The 20,944-nt window shown below is 73.5% G+C and carries 17 protein-coding genes and 2 pseudogenes; 5 read left to right on the forward strand and 14 right to left on the reverse strand.

Annotated features, from left to right (window positions below):
* Positions 1 to 12: 12 nt before the first annotated feature.
* From AB0L06_RS35575 to AB0L06_RS35625, 11 genes and pseudogenes are all read right to left on the reverse strand, one after another.
* Positions 13 to 2,196, reverse strand: a complete 2,184-nt coding sequence (locus AB0L06_RS35575; RefSeq protein WP_500235572.1) for an acyl-CoA dehydrogenase family protein — start codon at positions 2,194 to 2,196, stop codon at positions 13 to 15.
* Positions 2,197 to 2,314: 118 nt separating this feature from the next.
* On the reverse strand, positions 2,315 to 3,289 hold the full coding sequence (locus AB0L06_RS35580; protein ID WP_500235573.1) for a TerC/Alx family metal homeostasis membrane protein: 975 nt from the start codon (positions 3,287 to 3,289) through the stop codon (positions 2,315 to 2,317).
* Positions 3,290 to 3,489: 200 nt separating this feature from the next.
* Positions 3,490 to 4,647 carry a glycosyltransferase family 4 protein gene (locus AB0L06_RS35585; RefSeq protein WP_500235574.1) on the reverse strand — a complete coding sequence of 386 codons (1,158 nt, stop codon included), beginning with the start codon at positions 4,645 to 4,647 and terminating at the stop codon, positions 3,490 to 3,492.
* Positions 4,637 to 6,262 (reverse strand): murein biosynthesis integral membrane protein MurJ, encoded by a 1,626-nt coding sequence (gene murJ, locus AB0L06_RS35590; protein ID WP_500235575.1) that lies wholly within the window; start codon positions 6,260 to 6,262, stop codon positions 4,637 to 4,639. Before murJ ends, AB0L06_RS35585 begins: the two co-directional genes overlap by 11 nt.
* A gap of 145 nt (positions 6,263 to 6,407) precedes the next feature.
* The gene (locus AB0L06_RS35595) at positions 6,408 to 7,358 is read right to left on the reverse strand and encodes a hypothetical protein (protein ID WP_500235576.1); all 951 of its coding nucleotides are present in this window, start codon (positions 7,356 to 7,358) and stop codon (positions 6,408 to 6,410) included.
* 6 nt (positions 7,359 to 7,364) lie between these two features.
* On the reverse strand, positions 7,365 to 8,327 hold the full coding sequence (locus AB0L06_RS35600) for a copper transporter (RefSeq protein WP_500235577.1): 963 nt from the start codon (positions 8,325 to 8,327) through the stop codon (positions 7,365 to 7,367).
* On the reverse strand, positions 8,324 to 9,562 hold the full coding sequence (gene steA / locus AB0L06_RS35605; RefSeq protein ID WP_500235578.1) for a putative cytokinetic ring protein SteA: 1,239 nt from the start codon (positions 9,560 to 9,562) through the stop codon (positions 8,324 to 8,326). The genes AB0L06_RS35600 and steA overlap by 4 nt, the downstream gene beginning before the upstream one ends.
* Positions 9,563 to 9,713: 151 nt before the next feature.
* Complete coding sequence (recN, locus tag AB0L06_RS35610) at positions 9,714 to 11,417, reverse strand: DNA repair protein RecN (protein WP_500235579.1); 1,704 nt, start codon at positions 11,415 to 11,417, stop codon at positions 9,714 to 9,716.
* A 255-nt stretch (positions 11,418 to 11,672) separates the two neighbouring features.
* Positions 11,673 to 12,563: pseudogene (locus AB0L06_RS35615) on the reverse strand (NAD kinase); the annotation flags it as partial.
* Positions 12,564 to 12,600: 37 nt separating this feature from the next.
* Positions 12,601 to 13,410, reverse strand: a complete 810-nt coding sequence (locus AB0L06_RS35620) for a TlyA family RNA methyltransferase (protein WP_500235580.1) — start codon at positions 13,408 to 13,410, stop codon at positions 12,601 to 12,603.
* The gene (locus AB0L06_RS35625) at positions 13,407 to 13,850 is read right to left on the reverse strand and encodes a hypothetical protein (RefSeq protein WP_500235581.1); all 444 of its coding nucleotides are present in this window, start codon (positions 13,848 to 13,850) and stop codon (positions 13,407 to 13,409) included. Before AB0L06_RS35625 ends, AB0L06_RS35620 begins: the two co-directional genes overlap by 4 nt.
* Before the next feature lie 448 nt (positions 13,851 to 14,298).
* Between AB0L06_RS35625 and AB0L06_RS35630 the strand changes: the two genes are divergently transcribed.
* The gene (locus AB0L06_RS35630) at positions 14,299 to 14,694 is read left to right on the forward strand and encodes an SCP2 sterol-binding domain-containing protein (protein WP_500235582.1); all 396 of its coding nucleotides are present in this window, start codon (positions 14,299 to 14,301) and stop codon (positions 14,692 to 14,694) included.
* Between the two features lie 18 nt (positions 14,695 to 14,712).
* Here AB0L06_RS35630 and AB0L06_RS35635 read toward each other — a convergent pair whose 3' ends face one another.
* A complete protein-coding gene (locus AB0L06_RS35635; RefSeq protein ID WP_500235583.1) occupies positions 14,713 to 15,726 on the reverse strand; it encodes an HAD-IIA family hydrolase in 1,014 nt (337 codons plus the stop codon).
* Between the two features lie 64 nt (positions 15,727 to 15,790).
* Positions 15,791 to 16,222: a tetratricopeptide repeat protein gene (locus tag AB0L06_RS35640; protein WP_500235584.1), complete on the reverse strand. Its 432-nt coding sequence runs from the start codon at positions 16,220 to 16,222 to the stop codon at positions 15,791 to 15,793.
* Positions 16,223 to 16,292: 70 nt separating this feature from the next.
* On the opposite strand from AB0L06_RS35640, the gene AB0L06_RS35645 reads away from it, so the two are divergent.
* Genes AB0L06_RS35645 through AB0L06_RS35655 form a run of 3 tightly spaced genes read left to right on the forward strand, consistent with a single transcriptional unit; the run spans position 16,293 to position 19,069 of the window.
* Positions 16,293 to 17,639, forward strand: coding sequence for a DUF1015 family protein (locus tag AB0L06_RS35645; RefSeq protein WP_500235585.1), 1,347 nt, complete (start codon positions 16,293 to 16,295; stop codon positions 17,637 to 17,639).
* 43 nt (positions 17,640 to 17,682) lie between these two features.
* On the forward strand, positions 17,683 to 18,075 hold the full coding sequence (locus tag AB0L06_RS35650; protein WP_500235596.1) for an NUDIX hydrolase: 393 nt from the start codon (positions 17,683 to 17,685) through the stop codon (positions 18,073 to 18,075).
* A gap of 55 nt (positions 18,076 to 18,130) precedes the next feature.
* Entirely contained in the window at positions 18,131 to 19,069 is a 939-nt protein-coding gene (locus tag AB0L06_RS35655) for an MBL fold metallo-hydrolase (protein ID WP_500235586.1), read from the forward strand.
* A gap of 66 nt (positions 19,070 to 19,135) precedes the next feature.
* On the opposite strand, the gene AB0L06_RS35660 is transcribed toward AB0L06_RS35655, so the two are convergent.
* The gene (locus tag AB0L06_RS35660) at positions 19,136 to 20,152 is read right to left on the reverse strand and encodes a hypothetical protein (RefSeq protein WP_500235587.1); all 1,017 of its coding nucleotides are present in this window, start codon (positions 20,150 to 20,152) and stop codon (positions 19,136 to 19,138) included.
* Here AB0L06_RS35660 and AB0L06_RS35665 point away from each other — a divergent pair.
* Positions 20,069 to 20,944: pseudogene (locus tag AB0L06_RS35665) on the forward strand (hypothetical protein); the annotation flags it as partial. The gene AB0L06_RS35660 and the pseudogene AB0L06_RS35665 sit on opposite strands and share 84 nt — an antisense overlap.

Consider the following 20,944-nt stretch of genomic DNA (forward strand, 5'->3'; position numbering starts at 1 on the left):
GACGTCAGCCCGTCACTTGCCGGGCTCGGGGTCGCGGGGCAGGCCGAGCAGCCGCTCGCCGATGATGTTCAGCTGCACCTCGGTGGTGCCGCCGTAGATCGTCATCGCGCGGCTGAACAGCATGGCCCGGGCGACGAGGCCGGACTCGGTCAGCGGCACCTCGGTCGCCGCCGTGACGCCCTGCGCGGCCCAGCAGTGGTCGGCGACCTCCTGGTTGAACTGGACGCCGAGCAGCTTGCGGACGCTCGACTCGGCGCCCGGCTCCACGCCGTTCAGCTGCTTCAGCGTGGTGCGCAGCCCGAGCAGGTCGATCGACTGGCCCTGCGCGACCAGCGCGCCGACCTCGGTGGCCGCGACCGCGTCCAGGTCCCGGCCCTTGAAGAAGTCGAGCAGCTCCGGCACGCCCATGCCGAGCCCGCCGCCGGTGGACAGCGACACCCGCTCGTTCGACAGCGTGTTGCGGGCGACCTGCCAGCCCTGGTCCACCTCGCCGACCACGCAGTCGTCCGGGACGAACACCCCATCGAGGAACACCTCGTTGAAGATCGCCTCGCCGGTCAGCTCGCGCAGCGGCCGGACGTCCACGCCCTCGGCCTTCATGTCGACCAGGAAGTAGGTGATGCCGTCGTGCTTGGGCGCGGACGGGTCGGTGCGGGCGATGCAGAAGCCCCACTGCGCGAACTGCGCCACCGACGTCCAGATCTTCTGCCCGCTCAGCTTCCAGCCGCCCTCGACCCGCTCGGCCTTCATCGACAGCGACGCCAGGTCCGAGCCCGCGCCGGGCTCGGAGAACAGCTGGCACCACACCAGGTCGCCGCGCAGCGTCGGGCGCAGGAAGCGCTCCTTCTGCTCCTCGGTGCCGTACCGGACGAGCGAGGGCACCAGCCACGCGCCGATGACCAGGTTCGGGGCCTTGACCTTCGCGGCCCTCAGCTCCTGCTGGATGAGGATCTGCTCGACCGGCCCGGCGCCTCGTCCCCAGGGCTCGGGGAAGTGCGGGACGGTCCAGCCGTCGTCGCCCATCCGCCGGTTCCGCTCGTTCTTGTCCTCGATCGCGGCGAGTTCGGCGATCTCGGCGCGGATGCGCTCGCGCAGCGGCTGGGTGTCGTCCGACAGCTCCAGCTCGACCTCGCGGCGGCCTCCGGCGAGCGCCGTCTCGGCGACCCGCGCGGCCCACTGCTTGGACGGCCCGAGCAGCGCCCGCAGCGTCAGCGCGCGCCGCAGGTAGACGTGCGCGTCGTGTTCCCAGGTGAAGCCGATGCCACCGAGGATCTGGATGGCGTCGCGCGCGGTCCGCACGCCCGCGTCGACCGCGACGACGGCGGCCACGGCCGCGGCGAACCCGGCGTCCTCGGCGCCCTCGTCGAGCGCGCGGGCGGCGTCCCAGGCGGCGGCGCGCGACTGCTCGGCGGCGATCAGCATCCGGGCGGCCTTGTGCTTGACGCCCTGGAACTGCCCGATCGGACGACCGAACTGCTCGCGGACCTTGGCGTAGTCCGACGCGGTGTCGACCAGCCAGCCCGACAGCCCGGCGGCCTCCGCGCCGAACAGCGTGGCGGCGAGGTCGGCGACGCGGCGGGCGGTCACGCCGTCCAGGACGCGGTCGGCGGCGACCTGGACGCCGTCCGCCTCGACCCGGGCGACACGGCGCACCCGGTCCAGCGACTCGACCGGGGTGACGGTGAGGGCGACGGCGTCCACCGCGACCCACTCGTCCCCGGCGGGCAGCACGATCACGTCGGCGAGCGACGCTCCGAGCACGGCCTCGGCGGAGCCGGTCACGGTCAGCGCGCCGTCCTCGCGCTCGGCGGTCAGGCTCCCGCCGAGCGCCACGGCCGCGGTGACCGAGCCGTCCGCGAGGCCGGGCAGCAGCTCGGCGCGGACCTTGGCGTTGCCGGACGCCGCGATCACCGAGCTCGCCAGGACGGTCGACAGGAACGGGCCGGGCGCGGCGGCGCGGCCGAGTTCCTCCAGCACCACCGCGAGCTCCAGCAGGCCGTAGCCCTGCCCGCCCTGCTCCTCGGGCAGGTGCAGGCCGAGCAGGCCCTGTTCGGCCAGGGCCGACCAGAAGGGCGGCCGGGTCTCCGCGTCCGCCTCCAACGCCGTCCGTACCACCGCCTCGGGGACGTAGCGCTCGGCGAAACCGCGTACCGACTCGGCGAGGGCCTCATGCTCCTCGGTCAACCCGATGGCCATGCGTCACCTTCTCTCAGACCGCCAATTGACTCCGATTCTAGAACGGAGTTCTGTTATTTGGCGGCTGTGACCCTACTCTCACCGCGCGCCGGACTCCATCACCGCGCGCCGATCTCCGTCACCGCTTGCCGGACTCCACCGCGTCCCGGGCGTCCTGCCGCCGCTCGGCGACCAGGCTGGCCACGGTGACCGCGGCGAGCGTCCCGACGATCACCGACAGGGACAGCCAGATCGGGATCTCCGGAGCCCAGTCCACTCCATACTCGTGCAGCGCGTGGAACACCAGCTTCAACCCGATGAAACCGAGGATGAACGCCAGTCCCTTGCCGAGGTAGACCAGCCGGGCGGCCAGGCCCTCCAGCAGGAAGTACAGCTGGACCAGGCCCATGAGGGCGAATGCGTTGGCGGTGAAGACCAGGTACGACTCGGTGGTCAGGCCGAAGATCGCGGGGATGGAGTCGAGCGCGAACAGCACGTCGGTGCTGCCGATGGCGATCATCACGACCATGAGCGGCGTGACGATCCACCGGCCGCCGCTGCGCACCAGCATCTTGTGGCCGACGTAGTCCTCCCGGACGGGGACGACCTTGCGGAACCAGCGCAGCAGCGCGTTCTCCTTGAACTCGGCCTCCTCGTCCTTCTCCCGGGCCAGGCCCCACGCGGTCCAGATCAGGAACCCGCCGAAGATGAAGAAGACCCAGGTGAACTGGGCGATGGCGGCCGCGCCGGCCGCGATGAAGATGCCGCGCAGGACCAGCGCGATGACGATCCCGGCCATCAGGACGGTGTGCTGGGCGTTCCGGGGCACGGCGAACCTGGCGAGGATCACCATGAAGACGAAGAGGTTGTCGACGCTCAGGCTCTTCTCGGTGACGAAACCGCCGAAGTACTGCGCCGCGTACGTCCCGCCGGAGAAGGCCCAGACCCCGAGGCCGAACAGGACGGCGATCCCGAGGTAGACGCACGACCAGAACGCGGCCCGGCGCGTCGTGAACTCTTTGCTCTCGTCCCGGTTGATCACGAACAGGTCGACGGCGATGATCGCGACGAGGCCGACCAGTGTGAGTGCCCACACCAGGGGTGTGACGTTCATAAGGGGTTTCCTCCGGCATGCGTAACTGCCGGAGGTCTCTCCCGCCGGGCACCTGAGGTGCCGGACCGCGGAACCCGGGTCGATGCTGATCGGCCGTACTGACGGGAACCGCGCGCAGGGATACTCCCCTCCACCTGCGACTAACGGTACATCACGGGCACCGCATTCCCGAAGCGGGTCCAGGAGATTCGTCCCGGCCGCTACGGCCGGACGAGCTCCCGGTACAACTCGGTGAGCTGCGTCACGGCGTCGTCCTCGGTCGGCAGGGCGGTCGCGCGCTGCGCCGCCGCCGCGCCCAGCCGGACGGCGAGGGCCGAGTCGTCCAGGACGCGGCTCACCGCCTTCTCCAGGGCCGCCGGGTCCTCGGCCGGGACCAGCAGGGCGACCTCGGCCTCCTCGCCGACCATGCCCGGGACGCCGCCGACACGCGTCGCGACCAGCGGCCGTCCGGCGCGCAGGATCTCCTGGAGGATCAGCGGCTGCCCCTCCCACACGCTCGGCATCACGGCCACATCGGCGGCGGCGAGCAGCGCGGGCACGTCCGAGCGGCGTCCCAGGAGCCGGACGGGCAGGTCCTCGGCCTCGATCCGGGCGCGCAGCGCGTCCTCCAGCGGCCCGTCCCCGGCGATCGCCACGAGCGGCGCCGGGGAACGGCGCGCCCATCCGGCGGACGCGTCGAGCAGCGTCGGCAGGCCCTTCTGGTCGGCGAGGCGGGCCACGGTCACGATCACGGGCCGCTCCCCCACCTCCAGCTCGGCACGGACCTTCCCGCGCACCTCCGGGCCCGGCATCGGCCCACGCGCGGGCGCGGGCACGAGCGCGAGCCCCACCCGGCGCGCGCCGAGCGCCCGCATCCGCTCCTCAAGATCTGGCGAAACACCGAGAACGGCCGTCGCCCCCCGTGCCACGACACGCTCAAGCGCTCCGTAGATGGCGGCAGTACGTCCACCGGCGATCACGGCGTTGTGCAGCGTCACCACGACGGGAACCGGCCCGCGCCCCATGTGCAGCGGCCCGGCCGCTACACGCGCGCACGCGGCGACCGCGAGCGCCCCCGCCCGCAGCCCATGCGCGTGCACCACATCGGCGTCACGCAGCAGCCCGCGCAGCCGCGCCACCGCGCGCGCGTCGCTGACCGGACGCGGCCGGTCAGCGAGGTCCACCTCGGCGAACCGCGCCCCGACACCGGTGAACCCGAACAACTCCTCGGTCGCGGCCGGGCCGAACACCGCGACCCTCGCGCCGCGTTCCACCAGGCCCGCCGCCACCGACCGGACGTGCCGTCCGACGCCGCCCGCGCTCGTCCCGAGCACCAGCGCGACCCGGACTCCGGCCAGACCGTCCCGCTCAGCCCCCACTACGCACGACCTTCCGGGTCAGGACGGCCCTCAGGTCCCGGCCGTCGATCACGAACACCACCGCCACGAACACCACGACCGCGACCAACGCCGACAGCGCGCCGACGCCCACGTCCATCAGCCGGTGCCCCGTGCCGAACCACGCCGACAGCCCGTATCCGGCCGCCGCGCCCGCGACGGCGCCGGAGAGCCCCGCGAGCAGCACACGCGGCGCGCCTTCCAGCGAAGCCACCCCACGCGCGCGCACGAGCGTCCCCAACAGCAGGACGCCCGCGACCGTCATCCCGATCGTGTTCCCCAGACCGAGAGCCGCCACCACCCACGCCCGGTCGACCACGACCACCAGGACGACATCGGCGATCATCACGACCACCCAGCCCGTCACCGTCGCGATCGCGGCCATCCGTCCGCGGTGGCACGCGTACAACACACGCCCCAGGTGAGCGACGAGGCCGTATCCGAGCAGGCCGGGCGCGAACGCCAGGACCGCCCGCGCCATCACGATCCGCTGCTGCGGGTCGGTCGCCGCGACCTTCCAGGTGAACACCGCCGACGCGGGCAGCGCCACGGCGGCCAGCACCGCCGCGCCCGCGCACGACACCAGGATCACCGCACGGGTCGTCCGCGCGGTGATCCGGTCGAACTCCTCCCGGTGCTCCTCTTCCGTCCGCGCGGACAGCATCGGGAACGCGCTGGTCGCGATCGGCACCGCCAGGATCGCCCACGGCAGCAGGAAGATCGCCCACGTGTACTGGTACAGGTTCAGCGCGCCGCGCGTCCCCTCATAGCTCAGCCGGACGACCAGCAGCGCCGACACCTGCTGCGCCGCGACCGTCGCCAGACCGGCCGCCGCGAGCCGGACGACCCGCCGCGCCACCCCGTCGGGGAACCGCAGCGACGGCCGCAGCCCCAGCTTCAGCCGCCACGCGGCGACGCCCGCGGTCACGGCCATCGCCACACCGCCCATCGCCGTCCCGACCGCCAGCACCAGCTCCGCCGACACCGGCAGGTGCGCCAGGTCGTTCTGGTACCCGTGGCCCAGCGGCACGAAGACGACGTACGCGACGATCACCACGACGCTCGACACCAGCGGGGCGAGCGCGGGCGCCACGAACCGGCGGTGCGACTGGAGCAGCCCGTACAGCACGACCGCGATCCCGTACATCACCATCTGCGGCGCCATGATCGCGAGCATGTCCCCGCCGACCCGCACGATGTCGGACCGCACGCAGCCGTCTCCGGTGCCGCCGACCAGCAGTTCCATCACCGGCCGCGAGGTCGCCGCCAGCAGCGCCGACAGCGGCACCATCGCCAGCACGACCCAGGTCAGCAGCGCCGACCCGATCCGCCGCACCTGCTCGGTGTCACCGCGCTCGGCCGGCCGGGCCAGCACCGGCACCACCATGCTCGCCAGCGCGCCGCCCGCGACGATCTCATAAACGATGCTCGGGAACTGGGTGGACGTCGAGTACGCCTGCCCAAGGCAGGTCGGCCCGACCGCCTGCGACTGCGCGAACGTCCGCGCGAACCCGGCCAGCCGCGACAGGACGGTCAGCACTCCGATCAGCACCGCCGCCCCGGCGATCCCGGACGCCAGCCTCCCCTTCATCGTCATGGTCGTCCCGCCTCGGCGGTGCCGGCGGCGGACGGGTCGGGAGGTGCGGCGGAAGCGGACATCACGTGGAGACAGATCCAGTGGGTGAGGCGGGTGGAGTGTGAAGGGCCGCGCGGCGGTGCCGGGGGCACGGCCGCGCGCGAGCCTAGTTGGGCGTGGCCGGAGCCGCCGAGGCGCCCGAGACCGTTTCCGCCCCGAACACGTCGGCCGGAAGCACCGGCGCCGGCGGACGCCGCCCGAACATGTCGATCTTGTTCAGCATCGGGTTGCCCGCGATGACCTTGGTGAAGCTGACGAACTCACTCGCGCCGTTCAGCCCGACCAGCCCCGCGAGGACGGCCAGGCGCGGCCCGAGCGGCAGCCGGGTCGCGGCGAGCCCGAGCAGCGCGCCGAGCGCGTTCGCGCCGGTGTCGCCGAGCATCGCGCGCTCGCCCAGGTCCTCGGGGAGCAGGGCGGCGGCGGCGCCGAGCGGCGCGGCGACCACGGCCGAGCCCGACGAGGTGAGCGCCAGCGGCGCCCCCGCGAGCAGCCCGACCTTGATCGCGCGTCCCGGCCGCAGGTCGAACAGGTTCATCAGGTTCGCCGACGCCGCGACGATCGCGCCGTTCAGCAGCGTGTCGACGGCGCGGCCCGGAACCGTCCGGGCGGACGAACCGGCCAGCGCGGCGGCGGCCAGCCCGGTCGCGCCGATCCCGAGGATCTTGACCGCGCCGGTCGTGACCTCGCCCTTCGCCAGCGCCGCCAGGTGCCCCCTGAAGCCGCGCGAGGAACCCGAACCCGCCAGGTCGTCGTAGCCACCGAGGACACCCGAGCCCACCCCGGCGACCAGCGCCGCCACGCGGACCCGCCCGGACGCGCCGGGCGCCAGCAGCCCCGCCGCCGCGGCGCCCGCGACGAACGCGGGCCCCTCCAGCAGCGTCACCGCCTCGCCCCGGTGGTTGGTCCGCTCCCACAGCTCGGCGCCGGACCGTCCGGCGACACCGGGCGGACGGCGGGTCAGCGCGGAGTAGGCGACGCGGGTCGCGGCCGCGCCGAGCGCGGCGCCGGCCAGCAGACGCAGCGCGCGCCGGCCGGACCGGGCGGGGTCAGTGCTCATCCGATGTCATCCGTTCTTCCCGGCGGCGGGCGGCGGCGGGGACGGCAGGTAGCCGCCGTTCGCGCCCGGGCCGATGCCGTACTGCCCGGACTTGCCGCCCAGCTCGTTCTGCAGGGCCAGGATCGCGACCACCTGCCCGGACGCGGTGTCCAGGACGTCCACCGACGACACCCGCTTGCTCACGCCCGAGTCGTCGCGCAGCGCGGTGATGAGGCCGCCCTGCTGCGCGGCGGTGTTCGGGCCGCCCAGCACGGTGCCGCGGTCGGCGGCGTCGAGCTGCCCGGTCAGGGTCACCAGGGCCTTCGTGCCGCCCGCGGTGTCGGAGCCGTACGGAGTGGCGGGAGCGATCACCACGGCGAGTGTCGCATGCTGGCCCGGCTTCCCGCTGGTGGTCACGTAACCCGCCTCGCGGAACCCGGTGAGGATGCCCGCGCCGGTCGCGTCCTCGCGGCCCGCCTTGGACGCGTCGTTGGTCACGATCGCGCTGGCCAGCACCGCGCCGGCCTTGGCGTAGCTGTCCGCGCCGGACGGGAAGTCGGTCCCGGCGGGCTTCAGCTGCGTGGCCAGTTCGTCGAGGGTGCGGCTCTCGTCCGGGTCCAGGGCCTTCTTCTGGATCGCGACCCGTCCGGTGACGGTCGCGCCGGCCTTGGTCGCCAGGTCGATGACCTGCGAGACGCCCTCCTCGCCGGCGCCGGGCGTCTCGACCAGCACCAGGGACTGGCCCTTCAGCCGGCCCGCGACGTACTGCGGCCCGGTCGTGGAGGCGAACTGCTCCTCGCCCTTGAGCTGGGCCTCCTGCTTCTGCTGCGTCCTGCGCAGGTCGTCGGCGCGCCGGGTGGCCCGGTTCGCCTCCTGCTTCAGGCCGTTGGTCACCGACTGCGACAGGGTCGTGGAGCCCAGCACGATGCCGAGCGCCAGCGCCAGGAAGACCGCGACGATGGAGACGAGGTGGTAACGGAAGTCGATCACGTGAGCAGTCCGGTCAGCCAGAAGAGGAAGGCGTGCCAGCGGTCGGCCAGCAGGGGACGGATGACGTCCCCTGCCGGTGACATGAACACGGCGGTGGTCATGGCGATGAACGCCACCAGCACGAGCAGCAGCAGGGACCAGCCCGAGATGCGGCTGCGGTACAGGCGCGAGACGCCCTTGGCGTCGACGAGCTTGCTGCCGACGCGCAGCCGGGTCAGGAACGTGCTGGACATCCCCGCGCGGCCCTTGTCGAAGAACTCCACCATGTTGAAGTGCGTGCCGACGGCGACGATCAGGGTCGCGCCCTTCTCGTCGGCCAGCAGCATGGCGATGTCCTCGCTGGTGGCGGTGGCGGGGAAGACGACGGCCTCGCGGCCGAGCTCCTCCACCCGTTTGAGGCCGGGCGCGCGGCCGTCCCGGTAGGCGTGCACGACGATCTCCGCGCCGCTGGTCAGCGCGGCGTCGGACACCGAGTCCATGTCCCCGACGATCATGTCCGGGCGGTAGCCGGCCTCGAGCAGCGCGTCCGCGCCGCCGTCCACGCCGATCAGCACCGGCCGGTACTCGCGGATGTAGGGGCGCAGGGTCGCGATGTCCTCACGGTAGTGGTAGCCGCGGACGACGATCAGCGCGTGCCGGCCGTCCAGCTCGGTCGCCACGTCCGGGACGCCGACGCCGTCGATGAGCAGGTCGCGCTCGCGCTTGACGTACTCCATCGTGTTGGCGACGAACGCCTCGAGCTGGTGGCCGAGGTTGGCCTTCGCCTCGGTGATCGACGCGTCCAGCGTCTCGGCGGTCTGCTCGGTGCCCTTGGCGACCGTGTCGTCGCCCTTGAAGACCGTGCCGCCGTCCACCCGGACGGCGTCGCCCTCGGACAGCTTGGTGAAGATCTCCGGGCCGACGTCGTCCACCAGCGGGATCCCGGCGTCCAGCAGGATCTGCGGCCCCAGGTTCGGGTACCGGCCCGAGATCGACGGCGCGACGTTCACCACCGCGCCGACCTGGCAGGACACCAGCGCCTCGGCGCTGACGCGGTCCAGGTCGACGTGGTCGATCACCGCGATGTCGCCGGGCTGCAGCCGCTTGGTCAGGTTCTTGGTGCGGCGGTCGAGCCGGACCGTGGCGGACACGCCCGGCCGGCCGTCACCCCGCCCACGGCCGAGCGGCAGCACACGCCGCGACCGCTTCTTCGCGGGCCGGACGGCGTGGTCGGTGGTCGGAGACGGGTCGTTCATCGCTTGACATCCTGCCAGAGGGCGGGGGGTGACACCTGCAACGTCGGCGTCGGGGCGTGTTCGATTGCGTACTGTCGGTGACTTTGCGCAGCGGACGGGCCTGCGCGAAACCGCGCGGATGATCATGCCGGGCGCCGCCCGGGGTGAGGACTCAGCGGTCGCGGGCCGCCAGATCGAGCAGTTCCTCGGCGTGCGCGCGGCCGAGCTCGGAGTCGGCGAGACCCGCGAGCATGCGGGACAGCTCGCGCACCCGCCCCTCGTGGTCGAGCGCGGTGACGCCGCTGCGGGTGACCAGTCCGTCACTGGACTTCTCCACCAGCAGGTGCTGGTCGGCGAACGCGGCGACCTGCGGCAGGTGGGTGACAACGATCACCTGCGCGTTCCGGGCGAGCTGGGCGAGCCGGCGCCCGATCTCGACCGCCGCCTTGCCGCCGACACCCGCGTCGACCTCGTCGAACACGAACGTCGGAACGGGGTCGGCGCCCGCGAACACCACCTCGATCGCCAGCATCACGCGGGACAGCTCACCACCGGACGCGCCCTTGTGCAGCGGCAGCGCCGGAGACCCCGGATGCGGCGCGAGCCGCACCTCGATCTCATCCGCGCCGTGCGGCCCGAAGTCGCCCGTCGGCGTGACCGACACCTCGACCCGCGCGTGCGGCATCGCCAGCGCGGCCAGCTCCTCGGTGACGGCCTTGGAGAACCGCTCGGACGCGCGGACCCGGACGGCGGTCAGCTCCGCCGCGTCGGTCTCCAGCCGCTCGGTCAGCTCGGCGTGCTCGGCCCGCAGCTCCTCGATCCGGTCGTCGTCGGAGTCGAGCTCGGTGAGCCGCGCCGCCGACGTGCGGGCCCACTCCAGCGCCTGGTCGACCGACTCGCCCTCGCCGTACTTGCGGATCAGCCCGGTCAGCTCGGCGCGGCGCGCCTGGACGGCCGCCAGCCGCGCCGGGTCGGCGTCCACCGACTCGGCGTAGGCGGCCAGGTCGGTCGCCACGTCCGAGACCAGGTAACCGGCCTCGGCGAGCCGGTCGGCGAGCGCCGCCAGCTCCGGGTCATGCTCGCGGACGGCCTCCAGCGCGTTGCGCGCCGATCCGAGCAGGCTCACCACGTTGGCCGCCTCGAACGCCGCCGCCGGGTCGCCGAGCAGCGACTCGTGCGCGGTGTCGGACGCGCCGCGCAGCGCGTCGGCGTGCCCGAGGCGCTCCTCCTCGGCGGCGAGCTCGACGTCCTCGCCGGGCCTGGGATCGGCCTTCTCGATCTCCTCCAGCCCGAACCGCAGGATGTCGGCCTCCTGGGCGCGCTCGCGCGACCGGGTGGTGATCTCCTCCAGCAGCGCGGTGACCTGGCGGTGCCTCTGGTAGGTGCGGGTGTAGCCGCGCATCGGCTTGGTCAGCGCCGACCCGGCGTACCGGTCCAGCGCGGAGCGCTGGCGGCCCGCCTGCAGCAGCCGCTGCTGGTCGGACTGGCCGTGCACGGCGACCAGGTCGTCGGCCAGGTTGATGAGCAGGCTCACCGGCACCGACCGTCCGCCCACGTGGGCGCGCGAGCGGCCCTCCGCCGACACCGACCGCTGCACGATCAGCGTGCCGTCGTCGAGCTCACCGCCCGCCTCCTCGACCCGCTCGACCACCCGGCCGCCCGGGTCCACCACGATGCGGCCCTCGACCGTGGCGCGCTCGGCGCCCGGCCGCACCCGCTGCGGGTCGGCGCGCCCGCCGAACAGCAGACCGAGGCTGGTGACCACCATCGTCTTGCCCGCGCCGGTCTCTCCGGTGACGACGTTGAACCCGGGAGACAGCTCCAGGACCGCCTCGTCGATCACGCCGAGGCCCTGGATCCGCACCTCGTCGACCATGGGACGCACCCGCGTCACAACCCCTCGCAATCCGCCCGCTCTCCGCGTTCGGTGGTGAGATTATCGTCCCTCCACCGCGCCGGGGGCGCCACCGTGCGCCGCCGGCCCCGCGTCCCCGCCTTCCGTCCGCGCTCCCCCGCCGCCCGCCGCCGGCTCGCCGCCGGGCGGCGCGGGGGCGCATGCGGCGACATCGGCCGGATCGTCCGGCGGAAGCTCCCGGCCCGGCTCCGGATGCCGCCTGACCTGCGCGGCGGCACGGGACCGTCCGCGCCAGCCGGTCACCGGCAGGCCGAACTTGGTGACCAGCCGGTCGGTGAACGGGGTCAGGTGCAGCCGCGCCAGCCGGACGGGCATCTCCCCGCGCCGCACCTCGATCCGCGCGCCCGGCGGCAGGTCGAGGGTGCGCGCTCCGTCACACCAGAGGACGGCGCGCGGCGTGTCCGGCAGCACCTCGATCGCGACCACCGACCGCGGCGACACCATCAGCGGACGGGCGAACAGGGCGTGCGCGCTGATCGGCACGACCAGCATCGCCTCCACCTCGGGCCACACCACCGGGCCGCCCGCCGAGAACGCGTACGCGGTCGAGCCGGTCGGGGTGGCCATCACCACACCGTCGCAGCCCCAGTGGGACAGCGGCCGGCCGTCGATCTCCACGACCAGCTCCAGCATCCGCTGCCGCTCGGCCTTCTCCACGGTCGCCTCGTTCAGCGCCCACGTCGTCCCGGTGACCGAGCCGTTGCGGCGGACGACCACGTCGATCGTCATCCGCTCCTCGACGTCGTAGCGGCGCTCGATGACGCGGTCGACCGTGGTCGCCAGGTCCTCGCGCTCGGCCTCGGCGAGGAAGCCGACGTGCCCGAGGTTGACGCCGAGCAGCGGCGCTCCCGCCGGCCGGGCCAGGTCGGCGGCGCGCAGCAGCGTGCCGTCCCCGCCGAGGACGATCACGACCTCGACGCCCTCCGCGGCGGCCGGCGTCCGCGGCCACACCTCGACCTTGCTCGGGCAGGCCAGGTCGGCGGCGTCGCCCTCCAGGGCGCGGACGGTGATGCCGGCCTCGGTGAGGCGCCCGATCACCAGCTGCGCGCTGCGGATCGCCTCGGTCCGGCCGGTGTGCGCGACGACCAGCACCGTCCTGTCACTCATCGGCTGCGCTCCCGGGGGGCGGTGCGTAGGTTGGTGATCACTGGGGTCCCTCCGCGACGGCGCGCTCCAGATCGGCCTCGGCCAGCGGCGGCGCGCCCGCCCTCAGCCACAGGAAGTACTCCACGTTCCCAGACGGGCCGGGCAGCGGCGACGCCGTGACGCCGAGCACGCCCAGCCCCAGCGTCGCGGCGTGCGCGGCCACGTCCCGCACCGCCTCGGCGCGCAGCTCGGGCTCGCGCACGACCCCGCCCGCGCCGACGCGGTTCTTCCCCACCTCGAACTGGGGCTTCACCATGATCGCGTAGTCGGCCTCGGGGGCGACGCAGCGCTGGATCGGGCCGAGCACCAGCTTCAGCGAGATGAACGACAGGTCACCGACGACCAGGTTCGGCCGTTCGGCCTCGGGCTGCCCGAGTTGCGCCGGTTCCAGGTCGCGGATGTTGACCCGCTCCAGGACGGTCACCCGCTCGTCGGTGCGCAGCGACCAGGCGATCTGGCCGTAGCCGACGTCCACGGCGTACACGTGCGCGACGCCCGCGCGCAGCAGGACGTCGGTGAACCCGCCCGTGGACGCGCCCGCGTCCAGCGCGACACGGCCCTTGACGTCGAGGGTGTCGAACGCCTCGAGCGCGCCCGCGAGCTTGTGCCCGCCGCGCGACACGTAGTCGGGACCGGTCTCGTCCTCGGTGACGAGGATGGCCGCCCCGGTGTCGACCTGCGTGGCCGCCTTGCCCGCGACCTGCCCGCCGACCTTCACCCGTCCGTCCGCGATGAGCTGCCCGGCCTGCTCGCGGGAACGCGCCAGACCGCGCCGCACCAGCTCGGCGTCAAGCCGCCGCCGGCTCACGACGCGCCGCCCGGGCCCGCGAAACCTCCAGGCCTCGGCGCACCGCCCGGCCCCGGAAAGCCCCCGGGACGCGGCGCGCCACCCGGCCCTGGGAAACCCCCAGGACGCGGCATGCCGCCCGGACCAGGACGACCCGCTCCCGAACCGCCCTGCCCGCCCTGCCCGGCCTGACCGGCCTGACCGGCCTGCGTGTCCGGACCGGCCGCACCGGGACGGGGCATGCCTCCGAGGGACGCCACGCCGTCACCGTCCTCGTCGGCCGAGACCAGCAGCTCCTGGAGCCGCTGGTGCACGTCGGCGAACACCTCGACGTGGGCGGGCACCGGCAGGCCGGACAACTCGTCCAGCCGGGCGACGACCGCGTCCACGCGTGGATCACCGGTCGGCGCGGACGCCCCGGCTCCCCCCGGCACCGGCCCCGCGGCCTCGTCGGACCTCAACCTTTACCTCCAAGAACACCCCGAACCGCGCGCCCCGGGTCGCCCGGGGTCCGGTCTGAACGCTACCGGAATGCGGGCCAGTGCTCCGGCCCTCAGGCCGGAGGTGAAGGCCGGCGCGAGCGAGGGCCTTCAAGGCCCGAGTGAGTATCGTCTTGACCTGGCCGGCCTGCTGCTCGATGTACAGACGCACGATCGACAGCGGCGCCCCCGCCGACCGATCCGGGGAAGTACGACACGCAGTGCCGACCCGTGCTGATGTCGTCATGTCCACCGATGAGACCAAGTTACGATCAGGCTCGTGCAGCTGCGCTACCAGTTCCGCTCGTACCCGACTTAAGACCAGCTTCCGCGCTGGCACCCGGCGATGAACCAGGAAACCCACGTGGTGCGGTGTGATCCACAGGACATGCCGCACGGACGAGAATCCCCCTCCTTCAGGAGGGGGAGCATGTCAACGTCCCTGAACTACATCATTTCCGACCGAACGGGGAACGGCCTGACCATGGCCAACGAGGAGGAGTGCCGCGCCGCGCTCGACAAGATCGCAGAGCGGCTGGCCGACGTGGACGACGACAAGCTCGCCCGGCACGTGGTCGAGCGGACCATCAGCTGCCGGGTGCCCGACCTCGGGCTGGCCTTCGCCACCCGGCTGCACGAGGGCGGCCTGGACCCCTTCCAGCCCACGGCGAACCCGAGGTCCGCGCAGGTCAAGCTGACCGTCGACAGCGACGACCTGGTCGCGCTCGCGCACGACGAGATCAGCCCGGCCAAGGCGTGGGCCGCCGGCCGCCTCAAGATCGAGGCGGGCATCTTCGACCTGATCCGCCTACGCAAGATCCTCTAGCGCCTCGGCCGCCGCGCCTCAGCGCACCGGCGGCAGGCCGAGTCTCCGCAGGGCGCCGTCCACCGCCTCCGGACGGACGGGCTCGTCCGTCCGCCAGGACGCCGCGGCGAGCGCCCGGAGCCCGTCGAACGGATCACCGGCGCCGTCCAGCTCGACCGTGTCGCCGACGCGCCGGGCCGTCCAGCCCCCGCAGCGGTCGGCATCGCCGTCCCGGTTCACCTGCGGATGCGGGACGAGCAACCCCGTCAGATCCTGCGCGACGTAGGTCGGACGCCGGTTCGGCGGCGCCGTCAGCAGCCCGAGCGGCCCGGTGACGCCGGTCAGGACCAGCAGGCTGTCGGCCCCGCCGTTGTGCGCGCCCTCGATGTCGGTGTCCAGCCGGTCGCCCACCACGAGCGGCCGCTCGGCCCCCGTGCGCAGCACGGCCTCACGGTGCAGCGGCAGCTCCGGCTTGCCGGTCACGATCGGCTCCACACCCGTGGCGGCCTGGATGACCCGCAGCAGAGCACCGTTCCCGGGCTTCGGCGGACCGTCCTCGCCGGGGATCGTCGTGTCACCGTTGGAACCGACGAACAGCGCCCCACGCGCGACCGCCTTCCCGCCCTCGGCGAGCAGCCCGTACCCGAGGTCGGGGCTGAACCCCTGCACGACCGCCGCCGGACGCTCCGCCGCCACCGACACCGGGCGCAGCCCCCGGTCGTAGAGCGCGACCCGCAGCGCCGAGCCGCCGACGACCAGCACCTTCGCCCCGGCGGGCAGCCGCTCGGAGAGCAGCCGCGCCGCCGCCTGCGCCGACGTCACCACGTCCTCAGGCGAGGACGGGACGCCGACCTCGGCGAGCAGCGCCACGACCGCCGCCGGCGTCCGCGAGGCGTTGTTGGTCACGAACGCGAGCCGCTGCCCGGCCGCGCGTGCCTTCGCGAGCGACTCCGCCGCCCGCGGCACGGGCCTGCGCCCGACGTACACGACACCGTCCAGATCGAGCAGGGCGACGTCGTACGCCTCGCTGAGCGGCCTGTCCGAACCCTTCACGTCTTCCTCTCCCAGCGCCGCCACCCGGCGGCGCACTCGTCCGACCCGTCGCGAAGCCACCGGATCAGCGGCGCGACTCCAGAGTCGCGCGCGCGTGCCGGAGGGCGTTCGCGTAGTCCTTGTTCTCTGGACGCATCGCCACGGCCAGCGCGAGGTACTCGACAGCACCGGAGAAGTCGCCCACGCGGCTCAGGGCGAGCCCGAGACCGAACAACGCGTAGTCCTCGGCCGGATCGTCCTCGATGATGCTCCGGAAGTTGTCGGCCGCCTCGTGGAACAGCCGCGCACCGTACTGGGCCCGGGCGAGGGCCTCGCGGATGCTGCGCGAGGCCGGCTCTGCCTCCGACGCCCGGACGAGGAGCTGCACGGCCGCCGCCGGACTGCCCGCCTTCAGGAGCGAGAGTCCCCTGGTGTACCACTCATAGACGCCGCCCTCCGGGACGGCGGGATCCTCCCCCGGACCGTCCGGCTGCCGCTCCGGCCCGTCAGCGCGCATCTGGCCTCCCTCGGACTCCGATCATCTCGACCGTACCCGGCCGCCGGAGGATTTCCCTCAGGCGGTTACCATGCCCACAGTGGAACGAGACGTCCCCTCCGGACCGACGACGACCTCGGAGGAGTTCAGCGCGCGCATCTTCGGCGCGACCGGGCCCGCGGCCGGTGCGGGGCTCGAACTGGCGCCCATCCGCGGCGTCCGCTTCGACCCCGCCGTGGTCGGCGACCTGGCCTCCGTCACGACACCCCCCTACGACCTCATCGACGACGCCGAACGCCGGCGGCTGCTGTCGGAGGGCGGGCACAACTTCGTCCGCCTGATCCTGCCCAGCCAACCCGGCGGCGGGTACCGGGAGGCCGGTGAGACCCTGCGCCGATGGCTCGACGAGGGCGTGCTCACCGTCGACCCCGAACCCGCCCTGTACGTCTACGAGGCGGCCGACAGGCACACCGTCCACCAACGCGGCCTGGTCGGTGCGGTCGGACTGCGTGCCGAGTCGCAGGGCGTGATCCTCCCGCACGAGGACGTCTACCCCGGCCCCGTGCGCGACCGGCTGGCCCTGATGAGCGAGGCGAACGCCAACCTCGAGCCGATCTTCCTGATCCACGAGGGCGGCGGCGACGCGGCCCGGATCGTGGACGAGACCGCCGAGGCCGCCCCGCTCATGGAGTTCCCCGCCTCGGACGGCCTGGTGCACCGGCTCTGGCGCATCACCGACCCTGCTCTGCTCGCCCGGATCGCCGACGACCTGCGCGACCGCCAGGCGCTCATCGCCGACGGCCACCACCGCTACGCCACCTACCGGACGCTCCAGGCCCGCCACCACCGCTCCGGCCACGGCAACGGCCCCTGGGACCACGGGCTCGCGCTGCTGGTCGACTCGACCCGCTACCCGCCGCGCCTCGGCGCGATCCATCGCGTCCTGCCGGGCCTGTCCCCCCGCGACGCCCTGGAACGGGCCAAGGGCGTCATGGAGGTCATCGCGCTGCCCGGCACGCTCTCCGACGCCGTCAGGGCCCTCGCGGACGCGTCGGACCGTCCGGCGTTCCTGGTCGGCGGCGGGGACGGCCTGCACCTGCTCACCGACCCCGATCCGGCCCGCCTGGCCGCGGTCATGCCCGCCGACCGCTCCGCTACCTGGCGGCGGCTCGACACGGCCGTCCTGGACCACCTGCTCATCGCGGGCGTCTGGGGCATCCCGGAGAACGAGCGCAGCGTCGAGGTGGTCCACGACGACCCGGCCGCCGCGCTGGCCCGCGCCCGCCGCTCCGGCGGCACCGCCGTGATCCTCAACCCGATGAAGGTCACCGACGTGCTGGCCGTCGCGGGCGGCGGCGAGCGCGTCCCCCGCAAGTCGACGTCCTTCGGCCCGAAACCGCGGATGGGGATGGTGTTCCGCCTGCTCGCCCCGCCGTGACGGCCGGGCCGCCCGTGTCGGGTACGGTCGGTCCGTGGCGAAGATGATCGACAAGATGGCGTGGATCCGGATCGAGGACGGCCGGATCCTCAGCACCCGCTCGCGCGGCAAGGACGTCTACTACCTGCCCGGCGGCAAGCGCGAGCAGGGCGAGACCGACGAGCAGACCCTGCTCCGCGAGATCGCCGAGGAGCTCACCGTCACCCTCGACCCGGCGACCGTCCGGCACGTCGGCACCTGGGAGGCCCAGGCGCACGGCAACGCCGAGGGCGTCACCGTCAGGATGACCTGCTACGCCGCCGACTACACCGGCACCCTCACCCCGGCAGCCGAGATCGCCGAGACCGTCTGGCTCGGCTACGCCGACCGCGACCGCGTCTCCCCGGTGGACCAGCTGATCTTCGACGACCTGCACGCCACCGGCGACCTGCGCTGACATCTCCCGGCCAGGGGACTGGAGAATCCGGTGGCCGCGGCGCGATGATCGTGTGATGGACACCAAGACCACGATCACACCGCTGGGCGGAGACGTCTACGAGATCGACACCCGGATGGCGGGCTTCACCGGTATCACCGCCGGCTACCTGATCCTGTCCGACCGGCCATGCCTGGTCGAGCCCGGGACCGCCGGATCCGCGCCCATCGTGAAGGCCGCCCTGGACGAACTCGGCGTCTCCGCGTCCGACCTGGCGACCGTCGTGGTCACCCACATCCACCTCGACCACGCCGGCGGCGTCGGCGACATCGCCGAGATGTACCCCGGCGCCGAGGTCGTCGTCCACGAGAAGGGCGCCCGGCACCTGGCCAGCCCCGAGCGGCTCATGCGCAGCGCCCGCATGGTCTACGGCGACATGCTCGACACCCTCTTCGGCGAGCTGAAGCCGACCGAGGCGTCCCGCATCCGGGCCGTGGAGGACACCGGCGTGATCGACCTCGGCGGCGGACGCCGCCTCGAGTCGCACTACTCCCCCGGCCACGCCAAGCACCACGTCGGCCTGGTCGACTCGGCCACCGGCGACCTGTACGTCGGGGACGCCGCCGGGATCTACATCCCCGAGACCGCCGACGTCCGGCCCGCCACCCCGCCGCCGGACTTCGACCTCGACACCGCCCTCGCCTCGCTCGACAAGTTCAAGGCCCTCGGCCCGTCCCGGCTGCTGTTCGCGCACTACGGCCCCGTCACCGAGGTGAACGACACCCTCGACCGGTCCGCCGAGGAACTGCGGGTCTGGGTGGACGCCGTCCGCGCCGCCCAGGACGAGAACCCCGAACTCGACCACGCGGTCGCCATGGTCCGCGACCGCACCGACGACCGCTACCGGATCACCGCCGACGACATCGACCCCGACCTCGCCCTCAAGTACGAGGTGCTGAACAGCACCGAGAACAACGTCGCGGGCATCATCCACGCCCTCAACAAGCACGCCTGAAACGCCGAACGGGCCGCGCCGACGGATCACTCCGTCAACGCGGCCCGTTCAAGGCCTCAAACCCGCTCAGGCGGACGGCTTACCCTCGCCGTCGTCGCCCTTGGCCTTCGGCTCATCCTCAGCCGCTGCCTCGTCGAGCTCATCGTCCTCGAGCTCGTCGTCCTCATCGAGCTCCTCAGAACTCTCGACCTTCGGCTCGAGGAAGACCGGAGCCGTCGGAGCCGGCGCCGGGGCAGGGGCTGCTTCCGCGTCGGCCACGGCCGCGTCGGCCACGGCGTCGTCGCCCTCGTAGACCTCGGGCGCGTCAGGCTCCTCCACGACGCGCGCGTCGTCCTCGACCGGCACCTCGGCGGACGCCTCGTCGGCCTCGGGCATCGCCTCGGCCGTGGCCTCGGTGATCTCGCCCTCGGCGTCCTCGTCCTCCTCGGTGTCGAGGATGTCCAGGCCCTCGAGCTCGGCGTACCGCTCGGCCGCGTCGGTCTCGGCGTCACGGTCGGCGGCCGCCGACCGTGCGAACCACTCGGACGCCTCGTCCTCACGGCCCGCGTCGACCAGGGCGTCGGCGTAGGCGTAGAACAGCCGCGCCGACCACGGCCGCAGCCTGCGGTCCTGCAGCTCCGGCACCTGCAGCGTCACCACGGCCGCGTCGAACTGCCCAAGGTCCCGGCGAACGCCGGACTCCACGATCCGCAGTTCGACCGCGCCCATCTGGTCCAGCCGAGCCGCCTCTGGCGACTTGATCACGTCCAGCGCGCGCTCTGGACGGCCCAGACCGCGCTCCGCGTCGGCCATGACCGGCAGGTACGCCTCGTCACCAGCGCCGAGCCGCCGCGCAGCACGCAGCTCCGACAGCGCCTCGGCCCACTCGCCCGCCGCGTACGCCGCGAGCCCGGCCGCCTCCCGGACGATCCCGACCCGCGACGCCAGCCGCCGAGCCGCACGCGCGTGCTTGTAGGACAGCTCCGGGTCGTCCTCGGCCATCCGGCCCGCCATCACCAGATGCCGCGCCACCCGGGCCGCGAGGTCCTTGGGCAGCGTGCGCAGCTCCTCGCGGGCCTCCTCGTCCAGCTCGGCACCGGTCACATCGTCCGGCAGCTGCGGATCGTCGTGCTTGGGGCCCTGCTCACGCTCATCGTCGCGCGGACGGTACGACCGCCGCTCGCCGTCCTGCGGACGACCCCCGCGGAAGCCGCCGCCACCACGCCGGTCATCCCGGTCCCGGAATCCACCGGACCGCTCACCACGGCCCTGGTAGCCACCGGACCGCTCACCGCGCCCCTGGTAGCCACCACGCCGGTCGTCCCGGCCCTGGGACCCGCCACGGCGGTCGTCGCGCCCCTGGAAGCCTCCACGACGCTCACCGCGGTCCTGGTAGCCGCCAGACCGCTCCTCACGCCCCTGGCGGTCTCCACGCCGGTCGTCATCCCGACCCTGGAACCCGCCACGGCGGTCATCCCGGCCCTGGAACCCACCGGACCGCTCACCACGACCCTGGTAGCCACCGGACCGCTCACCGCGCCCCTGGAACCCACCAGACCGGTCGTCCCGGCCCTGGAACCCGCCAGAGCGGTTATCAGGGCCCTGGAAGCCCTCACGACGCTCACCGCGATCCTGGAAGCCGCCGCGACGCTCGCCACCACGGTCCTCGTAACGGCCGCCGCCACGGCGGTCGTCGCGTCCCTGGAACCCTCCGGACCGCTCGCCGCGGTCCTGGAACCCGCCACGGCGGTCATCCCGGCCCTGGGGGCCGCCACGGCGGTCATCACGGTCCCGGAATCCACCGGACCGCTCACCACGACCCTGGTAGCCACCGGACCGCTCACCGCGCCCCTGGAACCCACCAGACCGGTCGTCCCGGCCCTGGAACCCGCCACG

Source organism: Spirillospora sp. NPDC052269 (genome assembly GCF_040679435.1).
Classification (GTDB): domain Bacteria; phylum Actinomycetota; class Actinomycetes; order Streptosporangiales; family Streptosporangiaceae; genus Spirillospora.